Below are 15,183 nucleotides of genomic sequence, written 5' to 3' on the forward strand. Positions count from 1 at the left end.
TAGGTACTTCAGAAACCAACGTTTATAGTGAAAATATGTTAGTTTGTAATGTCCGCAGATCAATTGTCCATAATTTACCTGACAAGGTATCACCAAATCCACAGATTACTTTCAAAACTTCGGTTGCTTCAATACTTCCCACTACAGCAGGTGTAATTCCTACGACACCTTTGAAAGGAGAAGGCATGCGTTTCATTTCTTCCTCATCAGGATATAGGTCGCGATAGCTTTTCCTGTTCTCTCCTTCGTTAAAAACAGAAACTTGTCCTTCAAATCCGCATATTGCTCCATAAACATATGTTTTTCCTAATGTGATACACGTATCATTCATGAGATATCGAGTAGTAAAATTATCACAACCATCTACTATTATATCATAGTTCTTAATGAGTTCGAGTGCATTATCGATACTAAGTTGTGTAGGATAAGAATGAAGGCGAATTTCACTATTGAGAGAAGAAAGTTTTTCTGCGGCACAAACTGCTTTGGGACGGTCGATATCAGCTTCGGTATACAATATCTGACGTTGTAAATTGCTGATACTTACCTTATCATCATCTATCAGCCCGATAGTGCCAACACCTGCTCCAGCTAAATAGAGAGCGATGGGAGAGCCTAACCCTCCCACGCCTACAATGAGGACTTTTGCTTCTTTCAGTTTGGCTTGACCTGCTTCTCCAATTTCAGGAAGCATGACTTGTCTGTTGTATCGCATAAGTAATAATGTTTTATGTTTGGAATGGCTATGAGATTCCAGAAACTCTCCCTTTTGGGAGTTGGTCGAAACTCTGATCCCAGTCTTTCCAGATCGGTTCACGTCCGAGTGTTTTTAAGTCACGTTCCACTTCTACCGCTTTTCGTTCATCACTTACGTGGAATTGTTCCAATGTCTGCGGATAGCTGTAATATCCTCCCGGTTCGGTTTTACTTTCTGCACTCATGGTTGTTACTCCCAAAGTTGCCATATGATTACGAAATTCTGCACTTTCACGGGTTGAATAGGAGATATCTACATCATGGTCAAAGATGCGCATGGCAAAAGTAAGCTGTGCCAGTTCCCGGTCATTCATAACGACGTTAGGCTGAAATCCTCCATTCTCAGATGGACGCATACGTGGAAAATTAACACTGTATTTTGTTTTCCAATAATGTTTTTGTAAATAACGGAGATGATAAGCCATCATAGTAACATCTGTCCGCCATTCTTCCAAACCGATCAACACTCCCATACCAATTTTATGGATACCTGCCTGACCCATCCGGTCAAAACCATTGACACGCCATTCGAATTTGGACTTCATACCTCTTGGGTGATAGATCTTATAATTAGCCTTGTTATAAGTCTCTTGGAAACAAATTACACCATTCAAACCGTGATGTGTCAGTTCCTCGTATTCTTCAGCTTTTAGAGGCATTACTTCAATTTGCAGATTGCTAAAGTAAGGTTTTGCCAAATCTAATGCACGAGCAATATATGGAACTCCCGCTGCGGCTGGATTTTCTCCTGTAACGAGCAATAAGTTTTCAAAAGGAGCTAGCTTCTTGATAGCTTTATATTCATTGACAATTTCTTCTTCGGTCAGTATGGTTCTTTTCATTGGATTACTGATATGGAAACCACAATAAACACATGAATTAGTGCATGAATTGGTAATATAGAGCGGTACAAACATAGAGATGGTTTTACCAAACCGTTCCATTGTATATTTTTGGCTAAGACGTGCCATAACTTCCAGATAAGGAGTAGCAGCAGGAGAAATCAGTGCCATAAAGTCATTGACATCCAAGTGCTCCTTTTTGCTTAATGCACGACGTACATCAACATCGGTTTTGGAATAGATGGCTGTTGTCGTCTCTTCCCAGGATATTTTTTCTAATTCGTCTGAGAACATAATAAAATATAGAATTAAAATTTAAATATGAAGAAATTAGGATTATTCCCTGTTCTTCTTTAAATCACGTGACAATCGCATAGCACAAAAGTTAGGACCACACATCGTACAATACTCTCCATCTATGTGATGTCCTGCACGAAAATAAGCCTGTGCACGTTCCGAGTCAAGAGACAAGTCGAATTGATCCTTCCAACGGAATTCGTAACGTGCTTTACTTAGTGCATTGTCCCTTACTTGTGCACCCGGGTGACCTTTTGCTAAATCTGCTGCATGGGCTGCTATTTTGTAAGTGATTACACCTACGCGAACATCTTCTTTGTCCGGTAGGGCAAGATGTTCTTTGGGAGTGACATAACACAGCATAGCAGTACCTAACCAGCCAATTTGTGCAGCTCCAATAGCTGAAGTGATGTGGTCATATCCCGGTGCTATGTCGGTTACCAATGGACCGAGGGTATAGAAAGGTGCATCGTGGCATTTCTCAATCTGGCGTTCCATGTTTTCTTTGATTTTGTGCATAGGTACATGACCGGGACCTTCGATAAAGGCTTGTACATTCTTTTCCCATGCACGAAGAACCAATTCTCCCATAGTGTCTAATTCTGCAAATTGAGCTTCATCGTTAGCGTCGTGAATAGAACCCGGGCGTAATCCGTCTCCCAATGATACTGCGACGTCATATTGTGCCAAAATATCGCAGATATCATCAAAATGTTCATACAAGAAACTTTCACAGTCGTGTTCTAAACACCATTTACTCATGATACTTCCTCCACGACTAACAATGCCACATAAACGTTTGTCAGCAAGATGGACGTTATGACGACGGATACCAGCGTGAATAGTGAAATAATCTACCCCTTGTTCGCATTGTTCTATTAAAGTATCTCGGTATATTTCCCAGGTCAGGTCTTCTACAACACCATTTACTTTTTCCAATGCTTGGTAAATAGGTACAGTGCCTACCGGAACAGGACAGTTACGGATGATCCATTCACGTGTTTCATGAATATTCTCACCGGTAGAGAGGTCCATTAATGTATCACCTCCCCATTTGCAGCTCCATAGTGCTTTTTCTACTTCTTCGTCAATGCTGGAAGTAGTTGCGGAGTTTCCGATATTTGTATTGATTTTCACCAGAAAGTTACGGCCGATGATCATTGGTTCCGCTTCCGGGTGATTGATGTTGGCTGGCAGTACGGCACGTCCTTCTGCTATCTCCTTGCGGACGAATTCGGGCGTTATATGAGTCTCGATGCCTAGTTCTTCGCAATTCATATTTTCGCGGATAGCTACGTATTCCATTTCAGGAGTAATGATTCCCCGTTTGGCATATGCCATCTGAGTGATTGCTTCTCCTTGCTTTGCACGATAAGGCAGGGTGATATGTTCAAAACGTAGATGGTCAAGACTGGAATCATCACGTCTCATCTGTCCATATTCTGATGTAATTTCAGAAAGCTGTTCTACATCACCTCGTCCGACGATCCATTCTTCCCGCATACGTGGCAATCCTTTTTTCAGATCAATACTCATATCCGGATCGCTGAACGGTCCACTGGTGTCGTATATATATATTTCCGGATTGGGTGTTACAATCTTTTCTTCTCCTTCAAAACAGGTGCTGGGAACTTGTTCTACTTTCCGCATAGCTACACGGATATTAGGATAAAGCTTACCGGGTAGATATACTTTATGAGAGCGAGGAAATTTTATTCTTTGTTCCATATATAATGTTTTTCAGTTGAGTAATAAATATCAATTGAAGTATTCATTTTTACTTATTCAAGAATGCAGTTAAGGGTGAACTGGCTTCTGCTACGAAGTTGTCTGCTTGTAATCCTAAACCTGCTTCGTATGCTTGCCGTCCGGCCTCAGTTGCAGCTTTGAATGCTTTTGCCATTTCTATCGGATTTCCGGCTACCGCTATTGCAGTATTTACCAAAACGGCAGATGCACCTAGTTCCATTGCTTCTGCTGCATGACTTGGTGCACCGATACCCGCATCTACAACTACAGGAATGCCAGCTTGCTCAATAATAATTTGCAGGAACTCTTTGGTTTGTAATCCCTTGTTGGTACCGATCGGAGCTCCGAGAGGCATTACGGTGGCAGCACCAACTTCTTCCAGACGTTTGCATAGTACAGGATCTGCTTGGCAATAAGGAAGTACAATAAAACCAAGTTTCACTAATTGTTCTGTTGCTTTCAGAGTCTCCATAGAATCAGGGAGTAGATAACGCGGATCAGGGTGAATTTCGAGTTTCAGCCAATTTGTTCCAAATGCTTCTCGAGCAAGTTGTGCGGCAAATACTGCTTCCTCTGCATCGCGTACACCGGAAGTATTAGGCAACAACTGGATATGGGGGTGAATGATATGTTTCAGCATATCATCCTCTTTGTTGTCCATGTCGATACGTTTCATTGCTACGGTTACCATCTCTGTGCCTGAGGCTAGAATGGCCTGTTCCATTACTTCATTGGAGTTGAATTTTCCTGTTCCCAGGAAAAGGCGGGAATTGAACTCACGTCCCGCAATTACTAACTTTTCCATATTATGGTAATTTTGAATGATGAATTTTCTAAATGATGGATGACTCTTTGTATGATGGAGTGAACAAAGAAATTAATAACAGTTCAGAATCCTCTTAGTCTCTGCCACTGGATTTTCTGCTCGTAAAATAGTACCTGAAAGGGCAATTCCGTTTACACCAGTTCGGAGTATATCAGGAATGTCCTCATAGGTGATTCCTCCTATTGCAACTACCGGCAATTCTATATTAGCCTCTCTCATTTGTGAAATGATAGAAGAATAACCTTCTAGTCCCAGAACAGGACTTAAATTCTTTTTAGTGGTAGTAAATCGGAAAGGACCTATACCCAGATAATCAGCTCCGGCACGATAATGTTGTAAGACGTCTTCAAATGTATTAGCAGTACCACCAATGATGAATGCTTCACCAAGGATTTGTCGGGCTTGGTCGATAGGCATGTCTTTCTTGCCCAGATGGACCCCGTCTACTTCTAGCTTTTTAGCTAATTCGACATGATCGTCTAACACTAAGATAGCATTGTGTTCTTTACAAAGTGGCTTTAATTGGAGTGCCACGGCTTCAACTTCTTCAAGAGGAGTATCTTTCATACGTAGCTGGATCCACTTACATCCTCCTTCGAGTGCCAGGCATGCCGATTTAAAATAAGAATATACATCGGTCTGATGAGTGATAAATTGTAGGCTAATCATTGGGTTACCCTCCGCAGGCTGCTTTAATAATTACCAGATTATCATTCTCTTGGAGTGAAAAACATTCCCATTCAGTACGAGGGATCATCTTGTTGTTAATGGCAACAGCAATCCCTTGGGACGGAAGTTTCAATTGCGTAATCAGTTGTGTAAGGGTAGAAGCTGAATCAATTTCCACCTCTTTGTTGTTTACTTGTACTTTCATTTTCCTATTAATCTGAATAAGTTGAAAGTAAATACAAAGAGCGTGCTTTTATTGAAGGTGATAAGAAGAAACACAATCCCTACGCCAGTGCTAACTGTATCAGGTTATTAGGGTATAATCTCAGCCTTTGGGGCACCCCTTTGTCTTTACGACGGCAAAGTAAATGAAAAAGAAGCAGAAAAACATCAAATCGACTGATTTTTTTTCATATTTCTGTTGATTCCTGTTTTATGATGGGATGAGAAAATACAAATCTTGCTCCATTCTTATAATTTTTATCAATCCAAATGTCTCCTCCCAAACGTTGTGTCATTAGTTTACAGATAGCCAATCCGAGACCTGTTCCTTGTACAAATTCGTTGAGCTTTTCAAAACGCTGGAATACGACTTCTTGTTTGTCTTCAGGAATTCCTGAGCCTGTGTCAGTTACTGAGAATAACAGACATTGATTTTTCTCATCTACTTCATAATCTAAAATGATACTTCCGCCATCAGGAGTAAATTTTATAGCATTATTAAGCAGATTAATAATGACTTGTTGCAAACGAAGAGAATCAGTGTAAAGCAGATACGGTTCTTTGGGCATTTGTAATTTGATGTCTATATTCTTTGTTTTATTGCGGTTTGTCAAAATTATCATATTCTGACAGTGATTCATCAATTCGCACCATTCAAAATTGAATTGCAGCCTTCCGGATTCTAGTCGCGAAATATCCAATACATCATTGATAAGCTGAAGCAACAAGTCTGAATTCGTTTGGATAATATCTGCGTATTCCTTTTGTTCTTCTGTTTTATCAATACTATTGATAAGCAGTCCTGAGAAGCCGACAATTGCATTTAAAGGAGTTCGTATTTCATGACTCATATTCGAAACAAAAGCACTTTTCATGCGATTAGCTTCTTCGGCTTGTTCTTTTGCATATCTTAGTTGTACTTCCGATTCTTCCAGTTTCTTTTTGTCTTCTTGTAATTGGAGAGTTGTTTTTTCAAGATGGTTTTTAAGTATTTTAGTCCGGTAGTAATAATAGAGAGAGATGATTAATCCTGCAATTAATACAATAAATACAAGGAGAATCAGACGTACTTCCGTTTTATAGGCTTCTAGGAAAGGTATTGGTTGATTGATTATAACTGAATTTGGAGGTAGTATCTTGGACTCGAATCCCCATTCTTTTAATTTGTTTGCATCAAATTTATAAATATTGGGTAGAACTTGAACCTCCAGAGGTGCGTCATTCCCTTTGTCTAAGTACTGAAATGCTTTTTCGCCCATTGTTTTTCCTACTCCTTCGTATTGAGGAACATAGCCACCGATAGCCCAATAACCAATTGCGGTGGAAGTCATACTGAATATAGGTAAGGAAGGGTTGGCTTGCGAGAAAGCATAGGCAGAATTATTCATATATGTGATTCCTAGATTATCTATCCTCCAGATGCCAAGTAACATGACTGAATTGCCGGGTAAATTATATAATTGATCCACCGCCATATCAAGATTATGAATGCGTCCATCAATAAATGTAGTTGATAATTCAGGATAATGTTTCATGTTTTTCTTCATCCAGGCATTCTCAGTAAGTCCGTTGTATGTATTATCCGATACGAATACGATATTTTCCATATTCGGATAGAAACTTTTTATAAGTTCTATATCCTTATCTATATCATATTGATAAGTGCTACAGAATTTTACATTATATATTTTCATTAATTTTGTGAAGTCAATACTTTGTGGCTCATACGTTTCTATATCAATGGAATCTTCGGGGATAGTAATGCCATAACGGGAGGACATTGCGCAGAAAACAGGAATTTTCTTATACTTTTCTTCTTTAAGACTAAAGAAACTGGTCCATGCTTCACCACCTAGTAGCACTACAAGTTTAGGACTTGGGTGTTTATCAAGGATGCTTGTAAGCGTTTTTCTCCATATTGGTGCTTGTTTTAAGTCGGTGGCATTCATATTCTCGACAACAATAGGCGATTTACCTCCTAAATTATAATAGGTTTCTACAAATGTATTGATGTTGTCATAGGTATATTGAGTATCGGAATTATAAGAAGTAATAAAAAGAATTTCATTCTTCTTGTTCATTATTGCTGAAGCATTACAGAGTGAAGCGAGCAATAGAAAGAGGGTAGATATTATAATGTATCTTTTATTTCCTTGATGTCTGGGCATAATTTGCTTTGTGAGTGATCAGAGTGTCGCAAAAATACAATTAATAGCTTTAATATGCAATAAAATAAGTAAAAAAGAGGTCGTTGTGTAATTCTCCACAACGACCTCCCTAATAATTTAGTTTGATTTTAAAAAGATCTGTTACATTCTTTTTTCTACCACATCCCAATCAATGATGTCCCACAGTCCGTTCACGTGATCGGCACGACGGTTCTGGTAATCCAGATAATAGGAATGTTCCCAAACATCAAATCCGAGAAGAGGTTTCAATCCGGCACGCACCGGGTTACTACCGTTAGCTTCTTTGGTGATATGGAGTTTACCGTTCTTGTCTACTGATAACCAGGCCCAGCCGGAACCGAACAAGCCAACCGCAGCGGCATTGAATTCTTTCTTGAAGTTATCGAAACTTCCGAAATCACGTTTGATAGCTTCTGCCAATTTTCCTGTGGGTTCCTTCTTCGAAGGTTTAGGAGTAAATTGCAAGAAGTATAAATTATGATTCAATACCTGTCCGGCATTATTGAAGATGGCTCCATCAGGAGCGGTTGCAACAATTTCTTCCACTGTTTTACCTTCATATTCTGTTCCCGGCACAAGGCTGTTAAGGTTATTTACATACGTCTGCAAGTGTTTACCGTAGTGGAAATCAATAGTTTGCTGACTGATTACAGGTTCCAACGCATTGTTTGCGTATGGAAGTTTAGGCATTTCGTAAGTCATGGTCATAAATATTAAAGACATTAATATAGTATTCATATTGTCCAAATTTTAAATGGATGTTTTATATAGTAATAACAACTCCTTAGATAAAAAGTTCATTACCTCTTTTCTCTACTTATAAATATGTTGGATACGAACCGTATCATTGGGGTTATCATAATTAGTCCGGCATATCCATTGCCCGGTATTATCATATTCATAATAGGAGTTACCATCAATTCGGTTGCCATATTCATCGTATATGCAGGTTAGGTATCCATCAGTCTTTTGGTTATTGCTGGAAATCCGTTGATAGACTATCCTCTTCAGATAACCATATTTATCATACTCATATATTTCTTTTTGTGAAAGTATCGGAGCAGGAGAGTTGGTAAACTGTAGATTCTGATATTGTGATTCCAGCAATCTTCCTTTATCATCGTATTTATTGGTGGTAGATGTTTGCAGTTCTCCATTTTTATTATATTCTTTCACTTCTGTTAGTAATCCTTGCTTGTTATAATTACTGGTAACTAATTTCCCATCTATATACTTAAGCGAATCGCTTTCAATACTTCCATCAGAATTGAAGTGACGTATTCTTCGGTATAAATCTGTTTGAGTTTTGGGGTCCGTTTTTACTTCGAAGATACAATGTCCAAGTGGGTCGTATAACATACTGGTTTTTGTTTGATTAACGGTTTGACCATTTTTCTCAGTGAGAGTTACAATTGATAAAACTTGTCCTTTATCATTGTACGAGTATGTTGTCGAACGAATGCCAGTACTATCGTTTTCACTTACTTTTGTCAAGCGACCTTGGTTATAGCATTTCACACAATTGGGAGTAGAGACGATTGATTGCAAAATAAATCCTTGACGTAATGCATTTGCCTGATCGCGAAATTCCTTATATTTATGTGTTGCAAGGAATTTTTTTAATAGATGGAGTGATTCGGAACTAGTTAAATTAGGTTTTAGTAGCTCAAAATCCGCCTGCTCACTGATAAACTCAAGTTCGTTTAAATGAGTTTGTTCGGAAGGGGTCAGGTATGGAGAATCTTTATATTCGTCAATGATTTGCCGGATAGCGGTTGCATCTCCTTTCTTTTGAAGTGTATCGATATTCTGAAACAGATAATCATCATAAAGTGTGCGGACTTCACTAAGATAAGGGCGTGGTCCTTTATCTTGGAAAAACTTTTGCATTGCTTTGTCTTCAAAGAATGCTTTGAAATTATCCGGATTTGGAGTGCTCTTTACAAGCTGGTAGAGCCGTTTGTTTTCTGTTATATTGACTTGAGAGAGATATTTCCCGTTTGGGTATTCTTTGATATAAATTTGATATGTTTGAAGAGTAGGTGTACTCACCATATTTTCCATCAATGCTAATTCGCGGATACTTTTTATTTTCTCCAGCATGGTAGAGTCCATTGGATAACCAGTAGTACGGATACTGTCCAGAAGTACTCGGCTGAAAGGTATTTTATTTTTCGATACCTCTAAAATGTCGATAATTGATTTATCGGCTCTGTTTCGTATATTAGATGAATCAATATTCTCTGCTTCACAGATTGCAGGAAAGTAAGCTTCGGTTGCTCTTTCATAACGTCCGAAATAGTTGGTAGCAGCTTGTTCACTTTGCTTATTCCATAATTGATCGAGAATATCCATTAAAGACAGGGCATCCGCATAATATGTCTGCGTCTCATTGTCAAGCTTCTCCCGATTTTTTTGCCACTTCGCAGTGTCATTATCATTCAGATACCTTAGAAGTTTTTCCATACGGCCTTGTTTTTGTGCCATAGCCTGTGGGATACACATGGTAAGGCAAAGACCCCAAATGAATGTTAACAATATATTCTTTTTCATTGTTTTGGAGGTTAGGTTAAAATTGTTAGTGATGAAAATTCACAAAAATATCTTCATTGTCAAATGATTATTATACTTTTGTCCTATTGAAACAATTTAGGACGCTAAGGGTTTGTTAAAAATCCCCATAGTTTTTATAATGCTGTTATGAATACCAATTATATAGAGGAATTAAATGAGAGTCAATATAATGCAGTGACTTATGATGACGGACCTTCATTGGTAATAGCCGGTGCAGGTTCCGGAAAAACGCGTGTGTTGACTTATAAAATAGCATATTTGTTAGAGAAGGAAAATGGTTATAATCCATGGAATATCCTTGCTCTGACTTTTACCAACAAAGCTGCTCGCGAGATGAAAGAGCGTATAGGCCGTCAAGTGGGTATGGAACGGGCACGTTATTTATGGATGGGGACTTTTCATTCTGTATTTTCACGTATTCTTCGTGCAGAAGCACACCATATAGGATTTACTTCTCAGTTTACTATTTACGATTCGGCTGATAGTAAAAGTCTGCTTCGTTCTATTATTAAGGAAATGGGGCTGGATGAGAAAACCTATAAGCCGGGATCAATACAAGCACGTATCTCCAGTGCTAAAAACCACTTGGTTTCTCCTGCCGGTTATGCAGCAAACAAAGAGGCTTATGAAGGAGATATGGCAGCTAAAATGCCTGCTATTCGTGATATCTATAGTCGATATTGGGACAGATGCCGTCAGGCAGGAGCAATGGATTTTGATGATTTGTTGTTCTATACTTATATTTTATTTCGTGATTTTCCGGAAGTGTTGGCTCGTTATCGCGATCAATTTCGTTACGTTCTTGTAGATGAGTATCAAGATACAAATTTTGCTCAACATAGTATTGTCCTGCAATTGACGAAAGAGAATCAGCATGTTTGCGTGGTAGGAGACGATGCACAGAGTATCTATTCTTTTCGTGGAGCCGATATTGATAATATTCTGTATTTCACGAAAGTATATCCTAACACGAAAGTATTTAAGCTTGAACAAAATTACCGGTCTACCCAGACCATTGTTTGTGCTGCTAATAGTTTGATCGAGAAGAATGAACGTCAGATTCGGAAAGAAGTATTTTCGGAGAAAGAGAAGGGCGAACCGATAGGAGTATTCCAAGCTTATAGTGATGTGGAAGAAGGGGATATTGTAGCGAATAAAATAGCGGAATTACGACGAATGAATGATTACGGTTACGCGGATTTTGCCATTTTATATCGTACCAATGCACAAAGCCGTATTTTTGAAGAGGCTCTTCGAAAGCGGAGCATACCTTATAAAATCTATGGTGGGCTTTCGTTTTATCAACGTAAGGAGATAAAAGATGTGATTGCTTATTTTCGTTTGGTGGTCAATCCGAATGATGAAGAGGCGTTCAAGCGTATTATTAATTATCCTGCCCGTGGCATTGGTGATACCACTGTGGGGAAAATCATAACAGCAGCTACAGATAATGGTGTAAGTCTTTGGAACGTACTTTGCGAGCCATTAAGTTACGGCTTGGCAATAAATAAAGGAACTCATACAAAATTACAAGGATTTCGTGAGTTGATAGAGGGATTTATTGCAGACCAATCAGATAAGAATGCATATGAGATAGGTACGGATATCATTCGCCAATCGGGTATAATCAATGATGTTTGCCAAGATACTTCACCTGAGAATCTCAGTCGTAAGGAAAATATTGAGGAGTTGGTAAATGGTATAAACGATTTCTGTGCTTTGCGTCAGGAGGAAGGAAATCCTAATATCTCACTGACAGATTTTCTTTCAGAGATAGCTTTGCTTACAGATCAGGATTCGGATAAAGCCGATGATGGAGAAAAGATAACTTTGATGACCGTACATTCTGCCAAAGGACTGGAATTTAAGAATGTTTTTGTAGTTGGTTTAGAAGAGAATTTATTTCCTAGTGGTATGGTAGGAGATTCTCCTCGTGCATTGGAAGAAGAACGCCGTCTGTTTTATGTAGCCATTACTCGCGCGGAAGAGCATTGTTTTTTGTCTTTTGCCAAAACTCGTTTTCGTTATGGAAAGATGGAATTTGGAAGTCCGAGTCGCTTCTTGCGTGATATTGATATGCATTATCTTCAGTTACCACATGAAGCAGGAGTCAGTCGTTCAGTTGATGAAGGGGCGGGACGTTTCCGACGAGAGATTGAAGGAGGATTTACTCGTTCTGCTTCATCTAAACGTACACCATTGGGCAATTTTTCTTCAGAACAGGAACGGCGTCCGAAAGAACAAATTATTGCACCTACGGTGCCGAGAAATCTGAAGAAAGTAAGTCCTGTAAGTAATAATAATACTTCTGCTACTTCATCAAGTCAGTCTCCTATACTGGGAATCAGTGCGGGACAGATGATTGAACATGAACGTTTTGGTTTGGGAGAAGTTGTAAAAGTGGAAGGTACGGGTGATAATGCAAAAGCAACTATTCACTTCAAAAATGCAGGTGACAAACAACTATTGCTGCGTTTTGCACGTTTTAAAATAGTAGATTAAAAAATACTCAAATATTATAGGTGTCATGAAGAAACAAGTAACAGTGATTTTGCTTTCCGCTCTGATTTTGAGTGGATGTGCATCGGGACGTATGGGAAATCCGGGAGCAATTATGGCGGGTGCTGCCATTGGCGGCGGTTTGGGTAGTTCCATTGGTGGACTGATTGGTGATAATAATCATGGTTGGAGAGGTGGATATCGTGGCTCTGCTATTGGAAATATTGTAGGTACCATTGCCGGTGCTGCAATTGGTAATGCTTTGACGACTCCCAAACAAGAACCGGTAGAAGAGTATGCCTATGTTCCTGAAGTGAGAGAGGTTTATACAAAATCCCGCACTCGTCCGCAGATACAACGCCCCTCACCTCAGTTGAAGTTGCGCAAAATTCGTTTTATTGATGATAACCGTAACCATGTGATTGACGCAGGAGAGAGCAGTAAAATTATTTTTGAGGTAATGAATGAAGGGAAGACTCCCGTATATGATGTTGTTCCTATTGTGGAGACTGTTGGTAAAGTAAAGCATATTGGTATTTCTCCGTCTGTAATGGTTGAGGAAATTCTACCTGGTGAAGGATTCCGTTATACAGCGACCATTTATGCCGGTCCTAAATTGAAAGACGGTGAAGTTACTTTCCGCGTAGCTGTGTCCGATGAAAATGGAAATATTTGTGATGCACAGGAGTTTGCATTGCCTACTCAACGTGCAGAACGATAATGCTGGAGATAGATTGATCAAATCTACAATCATAAACAACAGATTTGAATTTAGGTATTATATTATTGCAGTAGTGGATTAAGTCTTAAATTCTACCTCCACAGTAAAAATCTCATTTTCTCTATCAACCTATCACCAATCTTCTATAACACTTTATTCATCGATGTTTTGGTGGTGATAGGTTGAAAAATAACCTATCACCCCATCTATCACCTATCACCCGATTTATTATCCATACGGTAAGCGTCTCCGGAATGGCTCTTGTGTATATTAATCATGTTATATGAAAGGCACTTTTTATCCCTGTTTTGCTCCATTTGTCAGATGAAAAAAGAACCTGTTATTCTATCAGTTTCATACCTTGAAACTAAAAGTTTCACCGCATGAAACTATTAGTTTCAATAGAGTGAAACTGATTGTAGTTATAGGTGTATCTCTGTGTTTGTTCTTGATTATGAATAAATATGAGCTATTTTGATTTTCATGTGAAGTAATGATGTGAAACTTGAATATTTTATTTTCTTATTGGTATTAACCTTAAAATGAAAAAGTGTTGTATTTTTGCAGACACGTTAGAATTGAACGTTTTTATTTAGATAAGAATTACATATGATAGATTTTACCCAATTTCCTTCTCCTTGTTATATCATGGAAGAAGAACTACTCAGAAAGAATTTAAGTTTGATCAAAAATGTGGCTGACAGGGCAGGAGTGGAGATTATTCTGGCTTTTAAGTCATTTGCCATGTGGCGTTCTTTTCCTATATTTCGTGAATATATTGATCATTCTACGGCAAGTTCTGTTTATGAAGCTCGTTTAGCATTCGAGGAATTTGGGAGCAAGGCACATACTTATTCTCCGGCATATACAGAACAGGATTTTCCGGAAATAATGCGTTGCAGCAGTCATATCACATTTAATTCTTTGTCACAATTTCAACGTTTTTATCCGATGATAGTAGCAGAGAAGAATGACATCTCATGCGGTATACGCGTTAATCCCGAATATTCGGAAGTAGAAACGGAACTTTATAATCCTTGTGCACCCGGTACTCGTTTCGGTATTACTGCTGATTTACTACCTGAGACTTTACCGGAAGGTATTGAAGGCTTCCATTGCCACTGCCATTGTGAATCTTCTTCCTTTGAGTTAGAACGTACCTTGCAACACCTGGAAGAGAAATTTGCTCGTTGGTTTCCCCAATTGAAGTGGTTAAACCTGGGTGGCGGTCATCTAATGACTCGTAAAGATTATGATACAACACACCTGATAAAACTGTTACAAGGGTTAAAAGCACGTTATCCTCATTTACAAATTATCCTTGAACCGGGTTCGGCCTTTACTTGGCAGACAGGAGTACTGACTTCTGAAGTCGTAGATATTGTAGAGAGTCGTGGAATTAAAACTGCTATCTTAAATGTTAGTTTTACTTGTCATATGCCCGATTGTCTGGAAATGCCCTATCAGCCGGCTGTTCGTGGTGCGGAAATGGGAAATGAAGGGAAGTATATCTACCGCCTTGGTGGCAACTCCTGTTTGAGTGGGGATTATATGGGACTTTGGAGTTTCGATCATGAACTGCAGATTGGTGAACAAATTGTGTTTGAAGACATGATTCATTATACGATGGTGAAGACAAATATGTTTAACGGTATCCATCACCCAGCTATTGCTCTTTGGACGAAAGAAGGGAAGGCTGAAATATACAAGCAATTTTCTTACGAAGATTATCGTAATAGAATGAGTTGATAATCAAAACGATTGTTTTGTGGTGGGTATAGAGTGGAATATATTACTGTGAAAAAAGTAAGCAGAATGTTTGCAGGTTTACGGAATTTG

Annotated in this window: 12 protein-coding genes and 1 riboswitch; of the genes, 3 read left to right on the forward strand and 9 right to left on the reverse strand. The window is 38.8% G+C overall.

Annotated elements, in window-relative coordinates:
* Nucleotides 1-22: 22 nt before the first annotated feature.
* The 9 genes from CZ225_RS11270 to CZ225_RS11310 form a co-directional block, all read right to left on the reverse strand.
* Nucleotides 23-715, reverse strand: a complete 693-nt coding sequence (locus CZ225_RS11270) for a HesA/MoeB/ThiF family protein (RefSeq protein ID WP_077154120.1) — start codon at nucleotides 713-715, stop codon at nucleotides 23-25.
* A gap of 28 nt (nucleotides 716-743) precedes the next feature.
* Entirely contained in the window at nucleotides 744-1,892 is a 1,149-nt protein-coding gene (gene thiH / locus CZ225_RS11275; RefSeq protein ID WP_077154121.1) for a 2-iminoacetate synthase ThiH, read from the reverse strand.
* Between the two features lie 42 nt (nucleotides 1,893-1,934).
* Nucleotides 1,935-3,623, reverse strand: a complete 1,689-nt coding sequence (gene thiC, locus CZ225_RS11280) for a phosphomethylpyrimidine synthase ThiC (RefSeq protein ID WP_077154122.1) — start codon at nucleotides 3,621-3,623, stop codon at nucleotides 1,935-1,937.
* A gap of 49 nt (nucleotides 3,624-3,672) precedes the next feature.
* Nucleotides 3,673-4,449 carry a thiazole synthase gene (locus CZ225_RS11285; protein WP_077154123.1) on the reverse strand — a complete coding sequence of 259 codons (777 nt, stop codon included), beginning with the start codon at nucleotides 4,447-4,449 and terminating at the stop codon, nucleotides 3,673-3,675.
* A gap of 72 nt (nucleotides 4,450-4,521) precedes the next feature.
* The gene (locus CZ225_RS11290) at nucleotides 4,522-5,139 is read right to left on the reverse strand and encodes a thiamine phosphate synthase (protein ID WP_077154124.1); all 618 of its coding nucleotides are present in this window, start codon (nucleotides 5,137-5,139) and stop codon (nucleotides 4,522-4,524) included.
* Between the two features lie 4 nt (nucleotides 5,140-5,143).
* Entirely contained in the window at nucleotides 5,144-5,344 is a 201-nt protein-coding gene (gene thiS, locus CZ225_RS11295; protein WP_077154125.1) for a sulfur carrier protein ThiS, read from the reverse strand.
* A gap of 59 nt (nucleotides 5,345-5,403) precedes the next feature.
* A riboswitch (TPP riboswitch) is annotated at nucleotides 5,404-5,494 on the reverse strand.
* A gap of 55 nt (nucleotides 5,495-5,549) precedes the next feature.
* Nucleotides 5,550-7,529, reverse strand: a complete 1,980-nt coding sequence (locus tag CZ225_RS11300; protein ID WP_077154126.1) for a sensor histidine kinase — start codon at nucleotides 7,527-7,529, stop codon at nucleotides 5,550-5,552.
* 141 nt (nucleotides 7,530-7,670) lie between these two features.
* On the reverse strand, nucleotides 7,671-8,288 hold the full coding sequence (locus CZ225_RS11305; RefSeq protein ID WP_077154127.1) for a superoxide dismutase: 618 nt from the start codon (nucleotides 8,286-8,288) through the stop codon (nucleotides 7,671-7,673).
* A gap of 75 nt (nucleotides 8,289-8,363) precedes the next feature.
* On the reverse strand, nucleotides 8,364-10,103 hold the full coding sequence (locus CZ225_RS11310) for a hypothetical protein (RefSeq protein WP_077154128.1): 1,740 nt from the start codon (nucleotides 10,101-10,103) through the stop codon (nucleotides 8,364-8,366).
* Between the two features lie 147 nt (nucleotides 10,104-10,250).
* On the opposite strand from CZ225_RS11310, the gene CZ225_RS11315 reads away from it, so the two are divergent.
* The 3 genes from CZ225_RS11315 (at nucleotide 10,251) to nspC (ending at nucleotide 15,093) form a co-directional block, all read left to right on the forward strand.
* The gene (locus CZ225_RS11315; protein ID WP_077154129.1) at nucleotides 10,251-12,626 is read left to right on the forward strand and encodes an ATP-dependent helicase; all 2,376 of its coding nucleotides are present in this window, start codon (nucleotides 10,251-10,253) and stop codon (nucleotides 12,624-12,626) included.
* A 25-nt stretch (nucleotides 12,627-12,651) separates the two neighbouring features.
* The gene (locus CZ225_RS11320; protein WP_025073571.1) at nucleotides 12,652-13,344 is read left to right on the forward strand and encodes a COG1361 family protein; all 693 of its coding nucleotides are present in this window, start codon (nucleotides 12,652-12,654) and stop codon (nucleotides 13,342-13,344) included.
* Nucleotides 13,345-13,953: 609 nt separating this feature from the next.
* Nucleotides 13,954-15,093: a carboxynorspermidine decarboxylase gene (gene nspC, locus CZ225_RS11325; protein WP_077154130.1), complete on the forward strand. Its 1,140-nt coding sequence runs from the start codon at nucleotides 13,954-13,956 to the stop codon at nucleotides 15,091-15,093.
* Nucleotides 15,094-15,183: the final 90 nt, after the last annotated feature.

This window comes from Bacteroides bouchesdurhonensis (genome assembly GCF_900155865.1).
GTDB classification, from domain to species: domain Bacteria; phylum Bacteroidota; class Bacteroidia; order Bacteroidales; family Bacteroidaceae; genus Bacteroides; species Bacteroides bouchesdurhonensis.

Excerpts from the sequence above, each read along its gene's own strand:
- thiS (WP_077154125.1), bottom strand. The coding sequence starts at position 5,344 with ATGAAAGTACAAGTAAACAACAAAGAGGTGGAAATTGATTCAGCTTCT.
- nspC (WP_077154130.1), top strand. The coding sequence starts at position 13,954 with ATGATAGATTTTACCCAATTTCCTTCTCCTTGTTATATCATGGAAGAA.
- thiH (WP_077154121.1), bottom strand. The coding sequence starts at position 1,892 with ATGTTCTCAGACGAATTAGAAAAAATATCCTGGGAAGAGACGACAACA.
- CZ225_RS11320 (WP_025073571.1), top strand. The coding sequence starts at position 12,652 with ATGAAGAAACAAGTAACAGTGATTTTGCTTTCCGCTCTGATTTTGAGT.
- CZ225_RS11300 (WP_077154126.1), bottom strand. The coding sequence starts at position 7,529 with ATGCCCAGACATCAAGGAAATAAAAGATACATTATAATATCTACCCTC.
- CZ225_RS11290 (WP_077154124.1), bottom strand. The coding sequence starts at position 5,139 with ATGATTAGCCTACAATTTATCACTCATCAGACCGATGTATATTCTTAT.
- CZ225_RS11305 (WP_077154127.1), bottom strand. The coding sequence starts at position 8,288 with ATGAATACTATATTAATGTCTTTAATATTTATGACCATGACTTACGAA.
- CZ225_RS11270 (WP_077154120.1), bottom strand. The coding sequence starts at position 715 with ATGCGATACAACAGACAAGTCATGCTTCCTGAAATTGGAGAAGCAGGT.
- CZ225_RS11315 (WP_077154129.1), top strand. The coding sequence starts at position 10,251 with ATGAATACCAATTATATAGAGGAATTAAATGAGAGTCAATATAATGCA.
- thiC (WP_077154122.1), bottom strand. The coding sequence starts at position 3,623 with ATGGAACAAAGAATAAAATTTCCTCGCTCTCATAAAGTATATCTACCC.
- CZ225_RS11285 (WP_077154123.1), bottom strand. The coding sequence starts at position 4,449 with ATGGAAAAGTTAGTAATTGCGGGACGTGAGTTCAATTCCCGCCTTTTC.
- CZ225_RS11310 (WP_077154128.1), bottom strand. The coding sequence starts at position 10,103 with ATGAAAAAGAATATATTGTTAACATTCATTTGGGGTCTTTGCCTTACC.